Here is a 17965-nt window from a genome sequence, read left to right as displayed (position 1 = left end):
GCGGGGGATCCCCATGGATCGGGGTGTATCCGGCAGGACGCTCGCAAACTCCGATGGCATCGGAGTTTCCAGCGATGTCCCTCGAAAAATCGTGACAGTTGGCACAGCTTGTGCAGCCGTTCCCTCCGTTCAGCACCGCACCGAGCGCGGTTGTGCCGCGCGGGGTGTCCAACCTTTCAGGGGAACGTCCGATGTTCACGCGACTCAAGAGCTTCAAGAGCCTTCAGAACCAGTGGCTGCCGATGGCGGCCGCAGCAGCCCTGGCCTTCGGCGCGGCGTCGTCCGCGCAGGCCGCCGCGGTCTTCGTCGAAGGCGGCGATGCCGGTGAAACGATCATCACGGCCAAGACCTTCCTGGGCAGCGGCCCGATCGACGCGATCCAGGGGACGCTGGACGGCGACGCGGACCTGTTCGCGATCTACCTGACGGCGGGCACGGCGTTCTCCGCCACGACGACCGCATCGGGCATCGACTACAACTTTTTCGACACGGTCCTGTACCTGTTCGACGCCGCGGGCAAGGGCCTGATCGGCAACGACGACGACGGCGTCGTGGGCGGCTCTCAGTCGACGCTGAGCAACTACATCCCGACGGTGAGCGGCCTGTACTACCTGGCCATCACCGGTGCCGGCTACACGCCGGTGAGCGGCGGCACGCCGATCTTCCCGTCGCTGCTGGGGCAGGGCGGCAACGTCGCCGCGATCGGCGGTTCCGGATCGCTGACCGGCTGGAGCAGCCTGACCAATGAATTCGGCGATTACGAAATCCAATTGGTCGGTGCAAGCGCCGCCGCCGCCTCCGACGTGCCCGAACCCGGCAGCCTGCTGCTGGCCGGCGCCGCCCTCGGCGCGGCCGGGCTGATCCGCCGCCGCAAGCCCGTCACCCCCGTTCAAGCCTGAGGAGCCGCCCATGACGACTTCCATCCGTACCGCTTCCCCTGCTGCTTCCCGCACCGCTCCCCGTCTGCGTGTCCTGAGCGCGCTGCTGGCCCTGGCCGCCTGCGGCGGCGCCTACGCGCAACACGCCAAGCTCGACAGTGCGCTGTCGGACCTTGTCGACCAGCAGTCGCGCCGCCAGCTGCGCTCGCTGGCCGTCGATGCCGACGAGTTCAAGCCCTACGTCCGGTCGCTGTCGGACGCGCAAGGACGCGTGCTGGTCGACATCTATCTGGAGGCGGGCACCTCGATCGACGACTTCAAGGCCCAGCTCGAGGCGTCCGGCGCGCGGGTGACCGGCGTCAACCGCGCGTTCAACCACGGCGCGCTCTCGGCCTACGTGCCGAGCTCGGCGCTGGCCTCGCTCTCGGGCACCAGCGGCCTGCACCTGGCCAAGCTGACGCGTCGTCCGCACAAGAACGTCGGCCTGACGACCTCGCAAGGCGCGCCGGTGCTGCGCAGCAACGTCGCCAACGCGGCGGGCTGGACCGGCGCGGGCATCACGGTGGGCGTGCTGTCGGACTCCTACGACGACTCGCCGTTGAGCTTCACCACGGTGCGCGCGGCCAACGACATCGCCTCCGGCGACCTGCGTCCGCCGAAGTGGGTGCTGGACATCGGCGCCGATCCGAGCAACTCGGACGAAGGCCGCGCGATGATGCAGATCGTGCAAGACGTGGCCCCGGGCGCCGACCAGTGCTTCGCCACCGCCTTCGCCGGCGAGGCTGCGTTTGCCGACAACATCCGCCGGCTGCGCACGGAACCGGCCTGCCGGGCCGACGTGATCGTCGACGACGTCTTCTACTACGACGAGCCCTTCTTCTCCGACGGTCAGGTCGCGCAGGCGGTCAACGACGTCGTCACCAGCACGACGCTGCCGGGCCGTCCGGTCTCGTACTTCTCGTCGGCGGGCAACCAGGGCTCGGCGGGCGGCGGCGGCGCGATCGACGTGCCGGTCGCGACCTTCTCGACCTCGCCGACCAACCTGGGCAACGTCAACCTGGCGTCGCTGAACACCTGCACGAGCGCGCCGGCGTCGGGCAGCACCAAGGCCAACCAGGGGGGCGGCTTCCTGGACTTCGGCGGCGGCACCTACGCGCTGCCGGTGACCTACAGCGGCGCGGGCTCGACGCTGCTGCTGCAGTGGGACGACCTGTTCTATCAAGGCAAGGTCACGACCGACCTGAACTTCTACCTGATCAACGCGGCCGGCAACTGCGTGTTCACCTTCGCGACCAACAACATCGCGGCGGACTTCGGCGAGGAGATCGTCGGCCTGTCGGGCGGCGCCAGCGGCACCTACCGCATCATGATCGGCCGCACGAGCGCGGGCACCAAGCAGGCCTCGCGCGTGCGTATGGTCAACCTTGACGGCTGGGGCGGCGCGCCGTTCCAGGTGCGCAGCGGCCCGACGACCTTCGGCCACAGCGCGGCGGCCGGTGCCAACAGCGTGGCGGCCTACCGCTACACCTTCCCAGCGACGCAGCAGACGCCGTTCATCCCGGCGTTCGAGAGCTTCAGCAGCCCCGGCCCGGTGACGATCGCGTTCGATGCGGCGGGCAACCGCCTGGCTGTGCCGGAGACGCGCAAGAAGCCGGACTTTGCCGCGCCGGACGGCGGCAACACGACCTTCTTCTATCCGAGCTCGGATTACGAAGGCGACGGCTTCAACAACTTCTTCGGCACCAGCGCGGCCGCGCCGCACGCCGCTGCGGTCGCGGCGCTGATGCTGCAGAAGGCCGGCGGCCCCGGCTCGCTCACGCCCAAGCAGGTCAAGAGCCTCCTGCAGGGCACGCCGGCGGCGCGGGTGATCCCGTTCTCCGGCGGCAACGCGGTGAAGGGCTGGAGCCTGTACGACGGCTTCGGTCTGATCGACGCGGTGAACGCGCTGAACAAGCTGCCCTGATCGAGCCTGCCATCGTCCCGGGATGACCGGGACGATCGAAGGTCTCCGAGGCCGCCGTCCGAAAGGTCGGCGGCCTTTTCCTTTCTGGTGCTCGGTGGCACGCAAGTCCTGACCCCGTGACGGTGCGCTGACATGCGGCATCCCTCTTTGGAGGGTGCTGTTCCTGCGCGCAAGCTCATAGCAGAATCCGCGCGTTCATTCACGGGGAGGACGTCGTCCATGCGCAAAGACGCGTGACGACGGCGAGGTCGGCGCGATGCGTTCATCGTGCAGGACGCCGCTGCATGTCGTTTCCTCCTGCCGGATGCCATTGCCGGACATGAGCCGGGGAGGAAACGTCAATGAGTTCGGGAATCACGTCTCGCCACGATGCTGCGCCGCATGGTGCTCATTGCGGTGCCACCAGCGGGCGCATCCGCGGTCGCAGCGACTGGATCGGCGCCGTCGTCGTCCGGTTGATGGTCGGTCTGCTTGCCGCGCTGCTCCTGCAGCCGGCGACGGCCCACGACCGGCGGCTGCCCCCGATCAAGTGGGACGACGCTCACGTGACCTTCTACGGCGCGTTTGCCGACGGGCCGGGCGGCTGCCCGAGCGACAGCCGGTTCATTCCCGATATCTCCTGCAACTACACGATCCGGGTCACTTCCAAGGCGCCGAGCACGCCTGAACTGACGCTCGCGCAAGCGATGGCGTTCCGCTCCTCGCGCCTGAACGGGCAGGACAAGTGCAGCACGCCGGTCAGCTGGTCGGTGGGGGCCTGCACGGTGAATGCCGCTGGCGTGAGCTGGGGGGTGTTGAGTTGCCCCATCACAGGGACGGCGACGACCATAAATTCCGACCCTTCGTGCAGCACCACAACGCCGGGCGAAGCCGTGGTCTACAACAACACGCTGTCGATTCAGAAGACCTGCGCCAGCCCGATAGGCAACTCCGCGGGCATGGCGTTCGACCCGGAGACGCGGGAGTGCGTGTGTACTGAAGGGGTTTACGACGCCGGTCAGATGGCCTGCGTCCGTGTGCCTGACAAGGCGTACCAGGCGCCTTGCGACCTCTGCAAGGGCAATCCCATCATGCCCATGACCGGCGCCAAGACGCAGTCGGTCGACCTGGGCTGGCAGCCGTGGCTGCCCCTGCGCCTGACATACAACTCGACCCGGCGCATCCCGTACCAGGCCGGCAGCGGAGATCCGTTCCTGCGTTCCGAGTCGACTTCGGTCAGTCCGGACTGGACGCTGAGCCTGGACCGCCAGCTGCTCATCAACTCATCGGACTACGTCCGCATCGTCAACGTGTCGCGCGGGGACGGCATGTGGACCAGCTTCACGCGAGCCGCTTCCACTGTGTTTGCGCCGGCTTCCAGCGCGAGCAACGACCGCATCCGCGTGATCGTCCCGGGGCCGCTGTTCCTGTACTTCGATCAGTCCGCGATGACGATCGAGACCTACACGTATCTGGGTCGCCTGCTCAACATCACGCACATCGGCGGCGCGGCGATGAACTTCCAATACAGCAACGCGTCGTTCTTGACCGACCAGGTCCGCGAGGGCGGCCTGCTGGTCTCGATGAAGGACCACTTCGGGCGCGAGTGGAAGTTCGGGTACGAGGACCGCGGTGAGGACCTGCGCTCGCGCATCAACGCGATCGTCGATCCGGGCAATGGCATCACCGCGCTGGAGTACGGCGCGGGCGACGGCGTGAGCAAGGTGACCTGGAGCGACAGCACCTCGCGCCAATTCCTCTACGAAAACACCAATCTCAGCTGGGCGCTCACGGGTTACCTCGACGAGAACGGCGTGCGTGCGGGTCGCTACGCCTACGACAGCGACGGACGCGCGATCTCGACGGAGCGCGCGTTGGGCTTGGACCGCTATTCGGTGGCGTGGACGGCGCCCAGCCGGTGGCAGGTCAACGAGAACTGGGACTCGTACACCGGATGGATGCTGCGCGATCACGTGCTGACGCCGCCGACGGGCATCGTCGTGACCAACCCCAACGGACAGACGGAGGCCGTCACGGCGGCCGGCTCGCTCGGTCAGGTGAAGTGGACGTCCAAGGCTCAGGCGGCGGGGGCGGGCAGCGCTGCCGCGACGACTAGCCGCGTGCTCGACGCCAACCGGAACGTCGTCCAGCTGGACGAATACAACGGCAACCGCAGTTGCATGGCCTACGACATGGACCGCAACCTGGAGACCTCCCGCGTGGAGGGACTCTCGGCCGCGACCGCCTGCGAGGCGGCGCAGGTCGCGCTGCCGACGGGCGCCCGGCGCGTGAGCACGCAGTGGCATCCGGATTGGCGCCTCGCGGTGAAAACGGCGGAGCCGCGCCGCATCACGACGCTGGTCTTCAACGGTCAGCCCGACCCGTTCAGCGGCGGCGCGGTGGCGAGCTGCGCGCCCACCAGCGCGCTGCTGCCCGACGGCAAGCCGCTCGTCGTGCTGTGCAAGCGCGTGGAGCAGGCGACGACCGATGAGACCGGAGCGCAGGGGTTCACTGCCGCGTTGCAGTCCGGCGTTCCGGCCCGCACCGCGAGCTGGACCTACAACGCGACGGGTCAGGTGTTGACCGAGACGGACGCGCTCAACCAGATCGTCGTCACCAACGAGTACTACGTCGACACGACGGTCGACCACACCTTGGGCGATCTCAAGACCTCCACCAACGGCGCAGGTCATGTCACGCGCTTCACGCGCTACGACGCCTACGGCAAGCCGCTTGAGGTGATGGCGCCCAACGGCGCGACGACCACCTACGCCTACGACCAGCGACAGCGCGTGACGTCGATGACCACCAACGGCAAGGCGACCTCCTATGAGTACTTGCCTACGGGGCTGCTCAAGCGCTCGGTCCAACCGGGCGGAGGCGCGGTGAACTACGAATACGACGACGCGCAACGCTTGCTCGCCGTCTTCGACTCGCTGGGTAATCGGATCAGCTACACGCTGGACGCGAGCGGCAACCGGACCAGCGAGGTCGCCAAGGACCCGCTGGGCGCGCTGAAGCGGACGATGAGCCGCACCTTCGACGCGCTGAACCGCGCGCAGCAGACGACGGGGAGGGAATGAGCCATGAATCGCATCAAGACGAATTCGAAGTGGATCGGGCTCGCGCCGATCGTGGTTGCGCTGATCAGCGTGATCGGCTTCAACGCACATGCCGCCCCTCTGCCGCCTCCGCCGGTCTCTCCGGCGCCGGTCACCGACTACGAGTACGACGCCAATGGCAATCCGACCAAGGTCACCAAGGCCAAGTGGATTCCCGGTTTCGCGTTCTCGACGACCAACGCGTACGACGCGCTGGATCGGGTCAAGACCAGCACGGACGCCCGCAGCGGCGTGACGAAGCTGGGCTACGACGGCATCGATCAGCTCAAGCAGGTCACGGACCCTCGCAATCTGGTGACGAGCTACCAGCGCAACGGCCTGGGCGACATGAGCCAGCTGGCAAGCCCTGACACCGGCATTGCCAACAGCACCTTCGACGCGGCCGGGCGCTTGATCACGCGGACCGACAGCCGCAACGTGCAGGCGACCTACGGGTATGACGCGCTCAACCGCCTGACCTCGGCGATCTACACGCAGAGCGGCCAGACGGCGCTGAACTACGCGTGGACCTACGACCAGACGGACGGCGACTTCGGCGCAGGCGTCGGCAAGTTGACGACGGCCACCAGCCCGTCGGGGAACACGAAGTACGGCTACGACCTGGACGGCCGCCTGATCACGGCGATCCAAACGGTGGGCACGACGGTTCTCACGACGCGCTACGGCTACGACGACGATGGTCGCGCCACTCGGATCACGTATCCCTCGGGCCGCGTGCTGACGATCCATTACAACGCCGAGCGGCCCGTGGCCATGAGCCTGGCGCCGGATGCGTCGAGCGCCGCAGTGCCGCTGATCAGCGACATCCAGTGGGAGCCGTTCGGCCCGGTGCGCAGCTGGCAGATGCAGATGGCCAGCGGCACGAAGCTGCAAGAGCGCGTTTACGACGAGTTCGGTCGACTGGTCCGATATCCGCTGGGCGAGGTCGTGCGCGACATCACCTACGACGCGGCGGACCGCATCGTCAGCTACACGCACCTGGACGCAACGACCGGCCAGTCCACGGCAGCCGCGCAGGCGATGAACCAGAGCTTCGGCTACGACGAGCTAGGGCGCCTGACGAGCATCATCACGCCGAGCAACTCATGGGCGATCGGCTACGACGCCAACGGCAACCGGACCAGCGTGGCGATCAACGGCGCGTCGCGCGGCTACACGACGGAGACGACGAGCAATCGGCTCACGAGCATCTCCAATCCCGCGCGGGGCTTCGGCTACGACGCAGCCGGCAACACGCTGAGCGATACGGGACTGGCCTACACGACGACGTATCGGCTCGACAACCGGATGGGCACGCTGACCAGAAGCGGCCTGACCACGACCTACCAGTACGACGCTGGCGGCCAGCGCGTGCGCAAGGAAAACAGCGCAGGGCTGCGGAACTTCGCGTACGACCAGGAAGGGCACCTACTCGGCGAGTACAGCGCGACGGGCGTGGTGCAGGAGTACGTGTGGCTGGGTGACACGCCGGTGGCGGTGATTTCAGGAACGGTTACAGCACCGCTGCCGATGCTCGTGTACACCGATCACTTGAATACGCCGAGGGTGCTGGTCGACAAGAACGACGCTGCGCGGTGGCGGTGGATCAGCGAGCCGTTTGGGACGGGGCAGCCGGAGCAGGCACCGGCGGGGCTGGCTCAGATCGTCTTCAACCTGCGCTTCCCCGGCCAGTTCTTCGACAGCGAGTCAGGGCTGTATTACAACTACTTCCGGGACTATGACCCGACGTTGGGGAGGTATGTGCAGAGTGATCCGATTGGCCTGGAGGCTGGCATCAATACTTATAGTTATGTTGATTCGAGCCCGCAGAGCGCTGTCGACCCGTTGGGTTTGGACCGGTGGGGAGACACGATGTGTCTGCCGACCCATATCTATGTTGTGCAAAGCACGGGCAATGGAAAGGACGGTCCGACTTGGGGAGCGTCAGGATCCGCATCAAACGAATCGCCTGAATCAGCCGCGTTCATGAGCTTTCCAGCGAATTCGTTTCCAGACAAATCTTATGGCAGCCCCGGGATTGTCGACGGCACATATTCTGGACAATATGGACGCACCGCGCATGGCTTTCCTAGTGTCAAAAAGCGCGGACAGGGAATTGTGCTGAACAATAATGATCCCATCTCTACACTCGGTGCCAACCCGGCACAGGGGGGCATGCCCGTTGCGGACTACGTTCACATGCATTGTCAGAATTTTGGGCAAGCGCGCAGCGACACTAATAGAGGATCGGCCGGATGCGTCACCGTTCGTGGCGACTATTGCGCGCAGCTTTGGGATCTGGTGGAAAAGCAATGCAACAAGAACGTGATTGTCCATGTCATCCGAAATTAGGAGCGGTGTAAAAATGAAGCGGACTGCCACTTCCCTTCTTCTGCTACTGTTAATCAGCACCGCTGCAAGCGCGGGCTCAAAGTCTTCCGCGGTCGCAGAGCTTCGCGCCCGGCTGGATCGGAGTGATGTTGCAGCCGTCAATGCGTATCTTTCGGCGCATTGGGAATCGCGTATGGCGCCGCTTGCCACGGCTGTTCAGAGGTGCGATCGTGAGGCCCTTGATTTGAGTGTCCGCTTGCTGGATACGACCAATCTGGAGGCTCTTCAAGGACATACATATTCCTTGGAACTAGCGATGGGAAAGTGCCCTGAAAAACTATTGCCTTTGGTTCGTGTGGATCAGGTGGCAATGCTCTGTGCAGTGAATGCCTTTTCTGAAGGACATCCCTCCGTCAAGATTGATCGAGAGTTGGATCGACGGATGACGGCTTTGAGGAGGCATCGCGTCGTCGCGGAATCGCAAACGGGGTCCGCCTGCCTGGATCGCTATACAGAGCTGCGCGCCTCCCTTGATGGCGGTGGCTAAGGTAAGCAGATCTTCGAATTGAAGCGGCATGGCGCGCGTGATGTGGCAGACACTCGGCAACGCTTTTGTGCTGGTCGTGATCAGAGACGGTGCGCTCGTGCGCGTGCCGTCTCGGTGATGCTGCAAGGGATCCATCGGACGCCGTGAGGCGTGCTGACTTTTGCTGGACATCGGCATCGCCGACCGGGTCGGTCGCCCCGATTTCCCGTGCCTGCCACCCCGCGTTTCCGCTCACCCGCTGACGGCTTTTTCACGTCGTTGCAATGACGACTTCAGAGGCGGTTTTTCATCCGTCTTTACAGCGCGCATCCCCCTTGTTCATGGGGTCTCCGACCGCCCGGAGCCTTGGGCCGGGACCCATTCTTGCTATGGACCCCTGCGAACCCGGGATGGGGGCTTCCAAGCCCTCCGGAACGGGTAAGTTCAGTCATGGTGCAGGGCTACACTCGCCGCTCGCGTACGCGTAGAGCACCCCAAAAGGGGCCGCCGGACAGACACAACATCAAGGTCGACACCATGCTTGCGATGAGGACTCGGGATCACGGAATTCAAGAGCGACGGGCCACTCCGGCCCTCGCCGTCACCACGGCCGTCCTGGCCGCCGTGCTGCTCGCCGCCTGCGGCGGCGGCAGCGGCGCCAAGGCCTCGCAGACCGCGGCCAAGGTGAACAAGGAAGAGATCACCGTCCACCAGATCAACTTCGTCCTGCAGCGCCAGCCCAACGTCAAGCCCGAGCAGGTCGACGCCGCCTCGCGCCAGATCCTCGAGCGCCTGATCGACCAGGAACTCGCCGTCCAGAAGGCCCAGGACCTCAAGCTCGATCGCGATCCGCGGGTGGTGCAACAGATCGAAACCGCCAAGCGGGAGATCATCGCCAGGGCCTATGCTGACCACCTCGGCGACACGGCCAGCAAGCCCACCGACGAGGAAATCAGGAAGTACTACAACGACAAGCCGGCACTTTTTGCCGAGCGTCGCATCTACAACTTGCAGGAAATCAACATCGAGGCGAAGCCGGATCAGTTCGAAGCGATCCGCACCAAGCTGCAGGCCGCCAAGACCCTCCCCGAATTCCTCGAAGCGCTCAAGACCGACAACTTCAAGTTCGTCGGCTCCCAGATGGTGCGCTCGGCCGAACAGATCCCGCTCAACAACCTCGACGCGATCTCCCGGCTCAAGGACGGCCAGTTCATCATGAACGGCAATCCCAACGGCATCTCCGTGCTGTTCCTCGCCGGCTCGCAACGCCAGCCCGCCACCGAGGCGCAGGCGCGTCCGTCCATCGAGATGTTCCTCCTGAACCAGCGTCGCGCCGAGCTCGTCGCCAAGGACATCAAGTCCATGCGCGACAACGCCAAGATCGAATACGTCGGCAAGTTCGCCGAGGCCGCCTCTGCCCCCGCGTCCTCGCCGGCCTCCACCCCGACCGCCGTCTCCAATACCGCCTCCGATCCCGCCGCCGGCGTGATCGCCCCGGCGGACTCCAGTTCAACTTCCAAGGGCCAAGGCATCCAATGAAGCACCTGCGTCGCCTCTCCATCCTCGCCATCGCCGCGCCGGCCCTCCTGGCCGCGGCTCTCTCCACCGGCGCGTTCGCGCAGACCGCCACGCGTCCGGCCACCTCGCCGGCCCCGGTCGGCCTGTCCACCGGCGGCGCCGCGGAATATCGGCTCGGGTCGGGCGACGCGATCAAGATCAGCGTGTTCCAGAACCCGGACATGACGCTGGAATCGCGCGTGTCCGAAGCCGGCACCATCAGCTTCCCGCTGCTGGGCGTCGTGAAGATCGGCGGCCTGTCGATCAGCGAGGCCGAAGCCCGCATCGCCGACGGCCTGAAGAAGGGCAACTTCGTCAAGCAGCCCCAGGTCACCATCCTGGTGCTGAAGGTCACCGGCAACCAGGCCAGCGTGCTGGGCCAGGTCAACCAGCCGGGCCGCTACCCGCTGGAAGTCGCCGACACCCGCCTGACCGACCTGCTGGCCAACGCGCGCGGCGTCTCGCCCGCCGGCGGCGACCTGCTGGTGCTGACCGGCCAGCGCGCCGGCAAGCCCTTCCGCGTCGAGATCGACCTGCCCACGCTGTTCGGACCGAACGGCCGCGAGCAGGACGTGGTGGTCCTCAACGGCGACGTGCTGTGGGTCGACCGCTATCCGATGATCTACATCTACGGCGAAGTCCAGAAGCCCGGACAGATCCGCCTGGAACGCGGCATGACCGTGCTGCAGGGCCTGGCCGCCGGCGGCGGTCTGACGCTGCGCGGCACCGAGCGCGGCATCCGCGTCCACCGCAAGGACGGCGCCGGCAAGGTGCAGGAAGTGAAGCCGGCCATGGACGAGTCGCTCAAGGACGGTGACGTGATCTTCGTCCGCGAGAGCCTGTTCTGAGTTTTTCCCCGATCCTGTCCTCGCGCAGTAACCCCGGGCCCCGCGCCCGGCGAAGGAGTGCATGGTGACGCCCAGCAAATTGATGTCGATCATCCTGGCCCGCTGGCAGCTCGTGCTGCTGGTGGTCCTGGTGACCACCGTGACGGCGCTCGGCGTCAGCCTCGTGCTGCCCAAGCGCTACCTGGCCAGCGCCTCGGTCGTGGTGGACGCCAAGCCCGACCCGGTGTCGGCGCTGATCTATCCCGGCATGGCTTCGCCCGCCTACATGAACACGCAGGTCGACGTGATCGCCAGCGACCGCGTGGCGCTGCGCGTCGTGCGCGACCTGCGCCTGACCGAGCAGCCCGAGCTGCGCGAGCAGTGGCAGTCCCAGGGCGCCGAAGGCAGCATGGAGCAGTGGGTCGCCGCGTTCCTGCAGGCCGGCATGGAAGTCAAGCCGTCCAAGGAGAGCAACGTGCTGGTGGTGACCTACCGCTCGCCGTCGCCGCAGGTCGCCGCGCAGATGGCCAACGCCTTCGTCAAGGCGTACATCGCCACGACGCTGGACCTGCGCGTGGAACCCGCCCGCCAGTACGCCGGCTACTTCGACCAGCAGGCCAAGGCCGCCCTGGAGCGCCTGGAGCAGGCCCGCGGCAAGCTCTCCGCCTATGAGCGCGAGCACGGCATCCTCGCCACCGATGAACGCCTGGACGTCGAGAACGCGCGCCTGAACGAGCTGTCCTCGCAGCTGGTGGCGCTGTCGTCGATCGCGACGGAGTCGCGCAGCCGCTCGGGCCAGGCCGCGCGCGGCGGCGACCAGCTGCCGGACGTGCTCGCCAACCCGGTGGTGTCGCAGCTCAAGGCCGACGTCAGCCGCGCCGAAGCCAACCTGCAGCAGCTGAGCACCCGCTACGGCGACAACCACCCGCAGGTGATCGAGGCCAAGGCCTCGGTGGCCGACACCCGCTCCAAGCTGAACGCGGAAATCCGCCGCGTGACCGGCTCGGTCGCGGTGACCAGCAACATCAACAGCGCGCGCGAGGCCGAGACCCGCGCGCAGATGGACGCGCAGCGCGCCAAGGTCGTCAAGCTCAAGGAAGCCCGCGACGAGGCCGGCGGCCTGATGCGCGAGGTCGAGAGCGCCCAGCGCGCCTACGAGAACATCACCACGCGCCTGACGCAGACCAACCTGGAAAGCCAGTCCACGCAGAGCAACGTGAACCTGCTCGCCGAGGCGACGCCGCCGCTGCGGCCCGCGTCGCCGCGCGTGGCGCTGAACACCGCGCTGGCCTTCGTGGCCGGCCTGGTCCTGGCGGTCGGCATCGCGCTGCTGCTGGAACTGCGTGATCGCAAGGTCCGCGACGCCGACGACGTCATGGCCGTGCTGCCGCTGCCGATGCTGGGCGTGCTGCCCGCGCCGGGCAAGCGCGCGCAACTGCCGTCCGCCGAACGGCGCCTGCTGGGGAGCAATCCCCGCCCCAGCCGAGGAGCCGCCTGATGTCGGATCTGAAGGAACCCATTCCCCTGGCTCACAGCAAACCCGTGGACGGACCTCTCAACAAAACCCCCGGAAGCGGTGCCGGCGTGCACGACCGCTCGATCGGCGCGATCATCGCCGAGACCCGCAACCTCAGCGCCGACCAGGTCGAGCGCGTGCTGCAGTACCAGCGCGAGCGCGGCATCCGCTTCGGCGAAGCCGCCGTGGCGCTGGGCTACGCGAACGCCGAGGACGTGCTGGAGGCGCTGTCCAAGCAGTTCCACTACCCCTACACGCCGAACGAGCGCAAGGCCCGCAGCCCCGAGCTGGTGGCGCTGAACCAGCCGTTCTCGTCGCAGGCGGAAGTCTTCCGCGCGATCCGCAGCCAGATCACGATGCGGCTCTACCGCGAGGGCGATTCCCGCCGCGCGCTGGCCGTCATCAGCCCCGACACGATGGACGGGAAGAGCTACTTCACCGCCAACCTGGCGGTGACGCTGGCGCAGCTGGGCGGCCGCACGCTGCTGGTCGACGCGGACCTGCGCCGTCCGCGCCAGCATGAGATCTTCGACGTCAACAACCAGGCCGGCCTGTCCTCGATCCTGTCGGGTCGCAGCGAGCCGCGCGTGATCCAGCAGGTGGAGGGCCTCAACAGCCTGTTCATCCTGCCGGTGGGGGCGGTGCCGCCCAACCCGGTGGAACTGCTGGAACGGCCCGCGTTCGGCATGCTGATGCGCGAGCTGGCCGGCAAGTTCGACCACGTGCTGGTGGACACCTCCGCCAGCCGCTACGGCGCGGACGCGGCCATCGTCGCGTCGCGCTGCGGCGCGGCGCTGGTGCTGGCGCGCCAGAACCAGTCGCGGGTGAGCGCGCTGCAGGATCTCACCGACAGCCTGGACGGCGTTTCCACCACCCTGGTGGGCACCGTCATGAACCAATACTGACACCGGATACCGGGCGAGACATCACAGCGGCCGCAGAGCCGCGCGTGCGTCGATAGCATCGACGGCAACGACAGCATGGAAGGCAGGGCCACGGGGCCTTGCCGCCGCATGTCCGGAACCATCAGCAGGGATCGCAGTGAACGCCATGACGCAAGATGTCCTCCCCGGCGCGACGGGCCGCCCGGGCGCGCCTTTTCCGGCTTTCTGGGCCGCCAACCGGGTCGCGCTGATCGCGCTCGCGATCGGCCTGGCCGCGATGTACGCGCCGACCATCGTCGACTTCCTGCGCGGCCCGTGGCGCGGCGACCGCAACTCGCACGGGCCGATCGTGCTGGCGCTGTCGGCCTGGTACTTCTATTTCCAGACGCGGCGCATGGCGCGCCAGGGCAAGCCGTTCCGCGCCCGGCCCGCGCCGGTCGCCGGCTGGACGCTGGTCGCGCTGGGCCTGGCGGCCTACGTGCTGGGCCGCTCGCAGTCGATCGCGGTGCTGGAGATGGGCTCCATGATGCCGCTGCTGCTGGGCCTGGCGCTGGTGCTGCTCGGCCCCGAGATCGCGCGGCGCTACGGCTTCGCCTTCTTCCTGCTGCTCTTCGCCGTGCCGCTGCCGGCCTCCATCGTCGACGTCATCACCCAGCCGATGAAGCTGGCCGCCTCCTGGGGCGCCGAGCACCTGATGTACGCGCTGGGCTACCCCATCGCGCGGGCCGGCGTGATCCTGCAGATCGGCCCCTACCAGCTGATGGTCGCGGACGCCTGCGCGGGCCTGAACTCGCTGTTCACGCTCGAGGCGCTCGGCCTGCTCTACATGAACGTCGTGCGCCACGAATCGGTGTTCCGCAACATCGCGCTGGCGCTGCTGATCGTGCCCATCTCCTATTGCTCCAACGTGATCCGCATCCTGATCCTGGCCCTCCTGACCTATCACCTGGGCGACGACGTCGGCCAGGGCTTCATGCACGAGTTCTCCGGCATGGCGCTCTTCCTGATCGCGCTGATGCTGATCGTTGGCGTCGACGGCCTGCTGCGCGGCCTGTCGCTGCGCTGGAACCGCCTGCGTGGCACGACGGAGGCCGCGCCATGAGCTCGCCGATGCCGCCCGAGCCACCGGTTCAGCCGGTTCAGCCGGATCTGCGGATGGCGCCCACGAAGGGCACACCGCCCAAGCCCACCGGAGAGTCCCCGTCCGGCGAGCCGCTGCCGCGCTTCTCGCGCCGCACCTGCCTCACCGGCGCCGCGCTGATGGGCGTGGCGGCCGTGGGCGCGTGGCTGGCCACGCCGCGGCTGCAGGCCGTCACCGGCGCGCCCAGCCTGGACGCGGTCGTGCCGAAGGCCTTCGGCGACTGGCGCGTGGTGGCCGACTCGACCGCGCAGGTCGACGTGTCCCAGGGCGTGGAAACGGTGCTGGAGCAGCCCTACGACCAGACGGTGATGCGCACCTACGCCAACAGCCGCGGCGAGCAGGTGATGCTCGCGCTGGCCTGGGGCGAGCGCCAGCGCCAGGACGTCAAGGTGCACCGGCCCGAGGTCTGCTACCCCGCGCAGGGCTACGCCGTGCGCGTCAACGAGGCCGGCCCGCCGATCGCCACGGACGGCCGCGCGCTGCCGGTCCCCACGACGCAGCTGCTGGCCGAAGCCCGCGGCGGCGGTTTCGAGGCGGTGCGCTACTGGATCCGCATCGGCGACAGCTACGGCGGCGACGGCCTGGCCGCGCGCTGGTACATCCTGAACGAAGGCCTGGCGGGCCGCGTCCCCGACGGCATCCTGGTGCGCGCGTCGCAGCGCATGGCGCAGGCCGCGTCGGCCGTGGCGTCGCAGGCGCTGATGGCGCGTTTCCTCGCCGAGCTGGTGGCAGCCGTCCCGGCCGGCGCGCGCGGGATGCTGGTCCGATGAGCGCGGCGACCAATACGGCGAGCCCCGCGCGGGGCAGGGGCCTGAACCCCTACGGCAACGAACGCCGCCGGCGCCTGCCGGAATGGCGCACGCTGCTGTGGGCGCTGGTGATCGCCGGCGGCTGCATGTTCCTGGGCCTGGTGTGCGTCGTCATGGGCGACATGGTGGCGCAGAAGCCGGTGTTCTTCGTGGTGCTGCCGGTGGCGCTGGTCGTGGTCTTCATGTTCCTGGCCAATCCGAAGTCGCTGCTATTCACCATCATCCTGCTGCGCGCCATCGGCAACCCGGTGCTGGAGGAGGCGCGCTTCGCCAGCTTCGGCGGCCTGGGCGGCCTGATGAACCTGGCGGTGATCCTGCTGGCCGTGGTGTTCTGGATGCGCGAGCCGCGCCGCATCCCGCGCGTGGCCTGGATGGTCTGGGTGCCCTTCATCGCGATGCAGGCGGTGGGGCTGCTGTACTCGCCGGACCGCCTGCCGGAGCTGCGCACCTTCCTGGGCACGCTCAGCACCATGGCGATGTTCGTGGTGGCCTTCTACGTCGTGGACGACTGGACCTCCTTCGACCGCATCCTCAAGCTGGTGATCTGGTCCTCGGTCCCGGTGGCGATCTACACGCTGATCGCGATCGCCCGCGGCGACGTCCACATCTCCAACGACCCCGCCGCGATGGGCCGCTACAAGGGCCCGTTCTCGCATCCCAACATCCTGGCCTTCTACCTGGTGCTGATGCAGGGCGTGCTGCTCTACCTGTGGAAGAACGCCCGCACGCTGGCCAACTCGACCACGGCCCAGCGCCTGGCGATGGCCTTCTACCTGCTGATCCTGCTGGCGCTGCTGGGCGCGACCAAGACGCGCAGCGCGTGGATGGCCGCCGGCGCGATGTTCTTCCTGTACGGCCTGCTGTTCGAGCGCCGCTTCCTGCTTTACCTGCTGCTGGTGCCGCTGCTGGCGCTGCTGGTGCCCGACATCCGCGACCGCGTGCTCGACATCGGCCAGGGCAACGTGGTGGTGCAGTACGCCAAGCTGAATTCCTTCACCTGGCGCCGCGTGCTGTGGGAGGACGCCATCGCCTGGATGGCGCCGATGCGCTACGCCTTCGGCTACGGCTCGGGCGGCTTCTTCTTCAACTCGCCGACTTTCTTCAGCCTGAGCGGCGGCATGACCACCGGCGCGCACAGCGTGGCGGTGCAGATGCTGTTCGACGTCGGCGTGGTCGGCCTGGCCGCCTACTACTGGAAGTACTGGCGCGCGGGGCAGATCTTCTGGCGCTTCCGCCGCGAGGACGCGCTGCTGTCGGCGATGTTCATCGCGCTGCTGATCGGCTACGTGGTGGTCTCGCTGTCCGACAACATGCTGAGCTACCTCGTCTTCAACTGGTTCTTCTGGTTCGTCATGGGCGCGGGCTGCGCCATCGTCTGCCATGAGAAGGCCGACATCGGCCGCCGGCCGCGGCGCGTCGTGCGCCGCGTGGCGCGACCGTGGGCGGTGACGGAGCCGGCATGAGCACCGCCGGCGCCCGTTCCCCGGTCCTGGACGGCGTGCGCGGACTGAGCATCGTGACCGTGCTGGTCGCGCACCTGCTGCCGCTCAACGCCCTCGGCCCCCGGCTCAACGAATCGGTCGGCATGCTGGGCATGGCGCTGTTCTTCGTGCTGTCCGGTTATTTCATCGGCAAGCAGGTGCTGGTCCACGTGCACCCGCTGGAGTTCGTCGCCAAGCGGCTGCTGCGCATCCTCCCGCTGGCCTGGCTGGTGGCGGTGGTGGTCGCGGCGATCTGGCACTTTCCGCCGGAGGCGCTGGCCTCGCACCTGCTGTTCTACGCCAACCTCAGCGACGCCGGCATGCGCGTGCCGCTGGACCACTTCTGGAGCCTGTGCGTGGAGCTCCAGTTCTACGCGCTGGCCACGCTGCTGCTGTTCTTCCGTCCCGCCGTGGCCCGCGTGGCGATCCCGGTGCTGCTGGTCGCGGTGACCAGCTACCGCGTCTACATGAGCGGCTACAGCGGCAGCATCACCTGGTACCGCATCGACGACATCCTGGCGGGCTTCGTGCTGGCGATCCTGCTGCACTCGCCCAGCCGGCGCGAGGCGCTCGCCTTCTTCGAGCGGCCCGTCGTGCTGTGGGGCGCGGCGCTGATGCTCTGCCTGGCCTGCTACAACGTGGACGGCAACATCGCCTCGTTCGTGCGGCCGTATGCGGTGCTGGTGCTCACCGGCGCGCTGATGTGCCAGCCGCGCTCCGCGCCGTCGGTGTTCCTCTCGCGCCCGTTCTGGGCCTACCTCGCGGCCGTGTCCTTCGCGGTCTACGTGCTGCACGTGCCGCTGGAGCACACCTGGCTGGGCTCCGGCGATGTCACCGAAAAGTACCTCAAGCGGCCGCTGCTGCTCGGGGCCGTTTTCCTGCTCGCGCATCTGTCGACGTTTTACTTCGAGCGACACTTTATTGCGATGGGCCACCGAGTGAGGATGTCCAATGCGGTTCGTAGTACTTGAG

13 protein-coding genes are annotated in these 17965 nt (G+C 67.4%); all 13 read left to right on the top strand.

The window, feature by feature from the left end; genetic code table 11:
* Window positions 1–191: 191 nt before the first annotated feature.
* The 13 genes from PV762_RS17305 (at window position 192) to PV762_RS17245 (ending at window position 17964) form a co-directional block, all read left to right on the top strand.
* Window positions 192–899, top strand: a complete 708-nt coding sequence (locus PV762_RS17305) for a PPC domain-containing protein (RefSeq protein WP_421036243.1) — start codon at window positions 192–194, stop codon at window positions 897–899.
* Window positions 900–909: 10 nt separating this feature from the next.
* Window positions 910–2841: a S8 family serine peptidase gene (locus PV762_RS17300; protein WP_421036242.1), complete on the top strand. Its 1932-nt coding sequence runs from the start codon at window positions 910–912 to the stop codon at window positions 2839–2841.
* A gap of 341 nt (window positions 2842–3182) precedes the next feature.
* Window positions 3183–5903 carry an RHS repeat domain-containing protein gene (locus PV762_RS17295; protein WP_421036241.1) on the top strand — a complete coding sequence of 907 codons (2721 nt, stop codon included), beginning with the start codon at window positions 3183–3185 and terminating at the stop codon, window positions 5901–5903.
* Window positions 5904–5906: 3 nt separating this feature from the next.
* Window positions 5907–8273: an RHS repeat domain-containing protein gene (locus PV762_RS17290; RefSeq protein ID WP_421036240.1), complete on the top strand. Its 2367-nt coding sequence runs from the start codon at window positions 5907–5909 to the stop codon at window positions 8271–8273.
* Window positions 8274–8286: 13 nt separating this feature from the next.
* Entirely contained in the window at window positions 8287–8799 is a 513-nt protein-coding gene (locus tag PV762_RS17285) for a hypothetical protein (RefSeq protein WP_421036239.1), read from the top strand.
* A 525-nt stretch (window positions 8800–9324) separates the two neighbouring features.
* On the top strand, window positions 9325–10317 hold the full coding sequence (locus tag PV762_RS17280) for an EpsD family peptidyl-prolyl cis-trans isomerase (protein WP_421036238.1): 993 nt from the start codon (window positions 9325–9327) through the stop codon (window positions 10315–10317).
* Window positions 10314–11183 carry a polysaccharide export protein EpsE gene (gene epsE / locus PV762_RS17275; protein ID WP_421036237.1) on the top strand — a complete coding sequence of 290 codons (870 nt, stop codon included), beginning with the start codon at window positions 10314–10316 and terminating at the stop codon, window positions 11181–11183. The genes PV762_RS17280 and epsE overlap by 4 nt, the downstream gene beginning before the upstream one ends.
* Window positions 11184–11247: 64 nt before the next feature.
* Window positions 11248–12660 (top strand): chain length determinant protein EpsF, encoded by a 1413-nt coding sequence (gene epsF, locus PV762_RS17270; protein ID WP_421036236.1) that lies wholly within the window; start codon window positions 11248–11250, stop codon window positions 12658–12660.
* A complete protein-coding gene (locus tag PV762_RS17265; RefSeq protein ID WP_421036235.1) occupies window positions 12660–13583 on the top strand; it encodes a polysaccharide biosynthesis tyrosine autokinase in 924 nt (307 codons plus the stop codon). Before epsF ends, PV762_RS17265 begins: the two co-directional genes overlap by 1 nt.
* A gap of 145 nt (window positions 13584–13728) precedes the next feature.
* Entirely contained in the window at window positions 13729–14664 is a 936-nt protein-coding gene (gene xrtB, locus PV762_RS17260; protein WP_421036234.1) for an exosortase B, read from the top strand.
* Window positions 14665–14717: 53 nt separating this feature from the next.
* Entirely contained in the window at window positions 14718–15473 is a 756-nt protein-coding gene (locus PV762_RS17255; RefSeq protein WP_421036233.1) for an exosortase C-terminal domain/associated protein EpsI, read from the top strand.
* A complete protein-coding gene (locus PV762_RS17250) occupies window positions 15470–16975 on the top strand; it encodes an O-antigen ligase family protein (protein ID WP_421036232.1) in 1506 nt (501 codons plus the stop codon). The genes PV762_RS17255 and PV762_RS17250 overlap by 4 nt, the downstream gene beginning before the upstream one ends.
* Window positions 16972–17964 carry an acyltransferase family protein gene (locus tag PV762_RS17245; RefSeq protein ID WP_421036231.1) on the top strand — a complete coding sequence of 331 codons (993 nt, stop codon included), beginning with the start codon at window positions 16972–16974 and terminating at the stop codon, window positions 17962–17964. The genes PV762_RS17250 and PV762_RS17245 overlap by 4 nt, the downstream gene beginning before the upstream one ends.
* The last annotated feature ends 1 nt before the right edge of the window (window position 17965 follow it).

It is taken from the genome of Mitsuaria sp. CC2 (assembly GCF_048957715.1).
GTDB lineage: Bacteria > Pseudomonadota > Gammaproteobacteria > Burkholderiales > Burkholderiaceae_C > Roseateles.
Note: the sequence above shows the minus strand (reverse complement) of the source record. Positions and strands in the feature narration are given on the sequence as shown.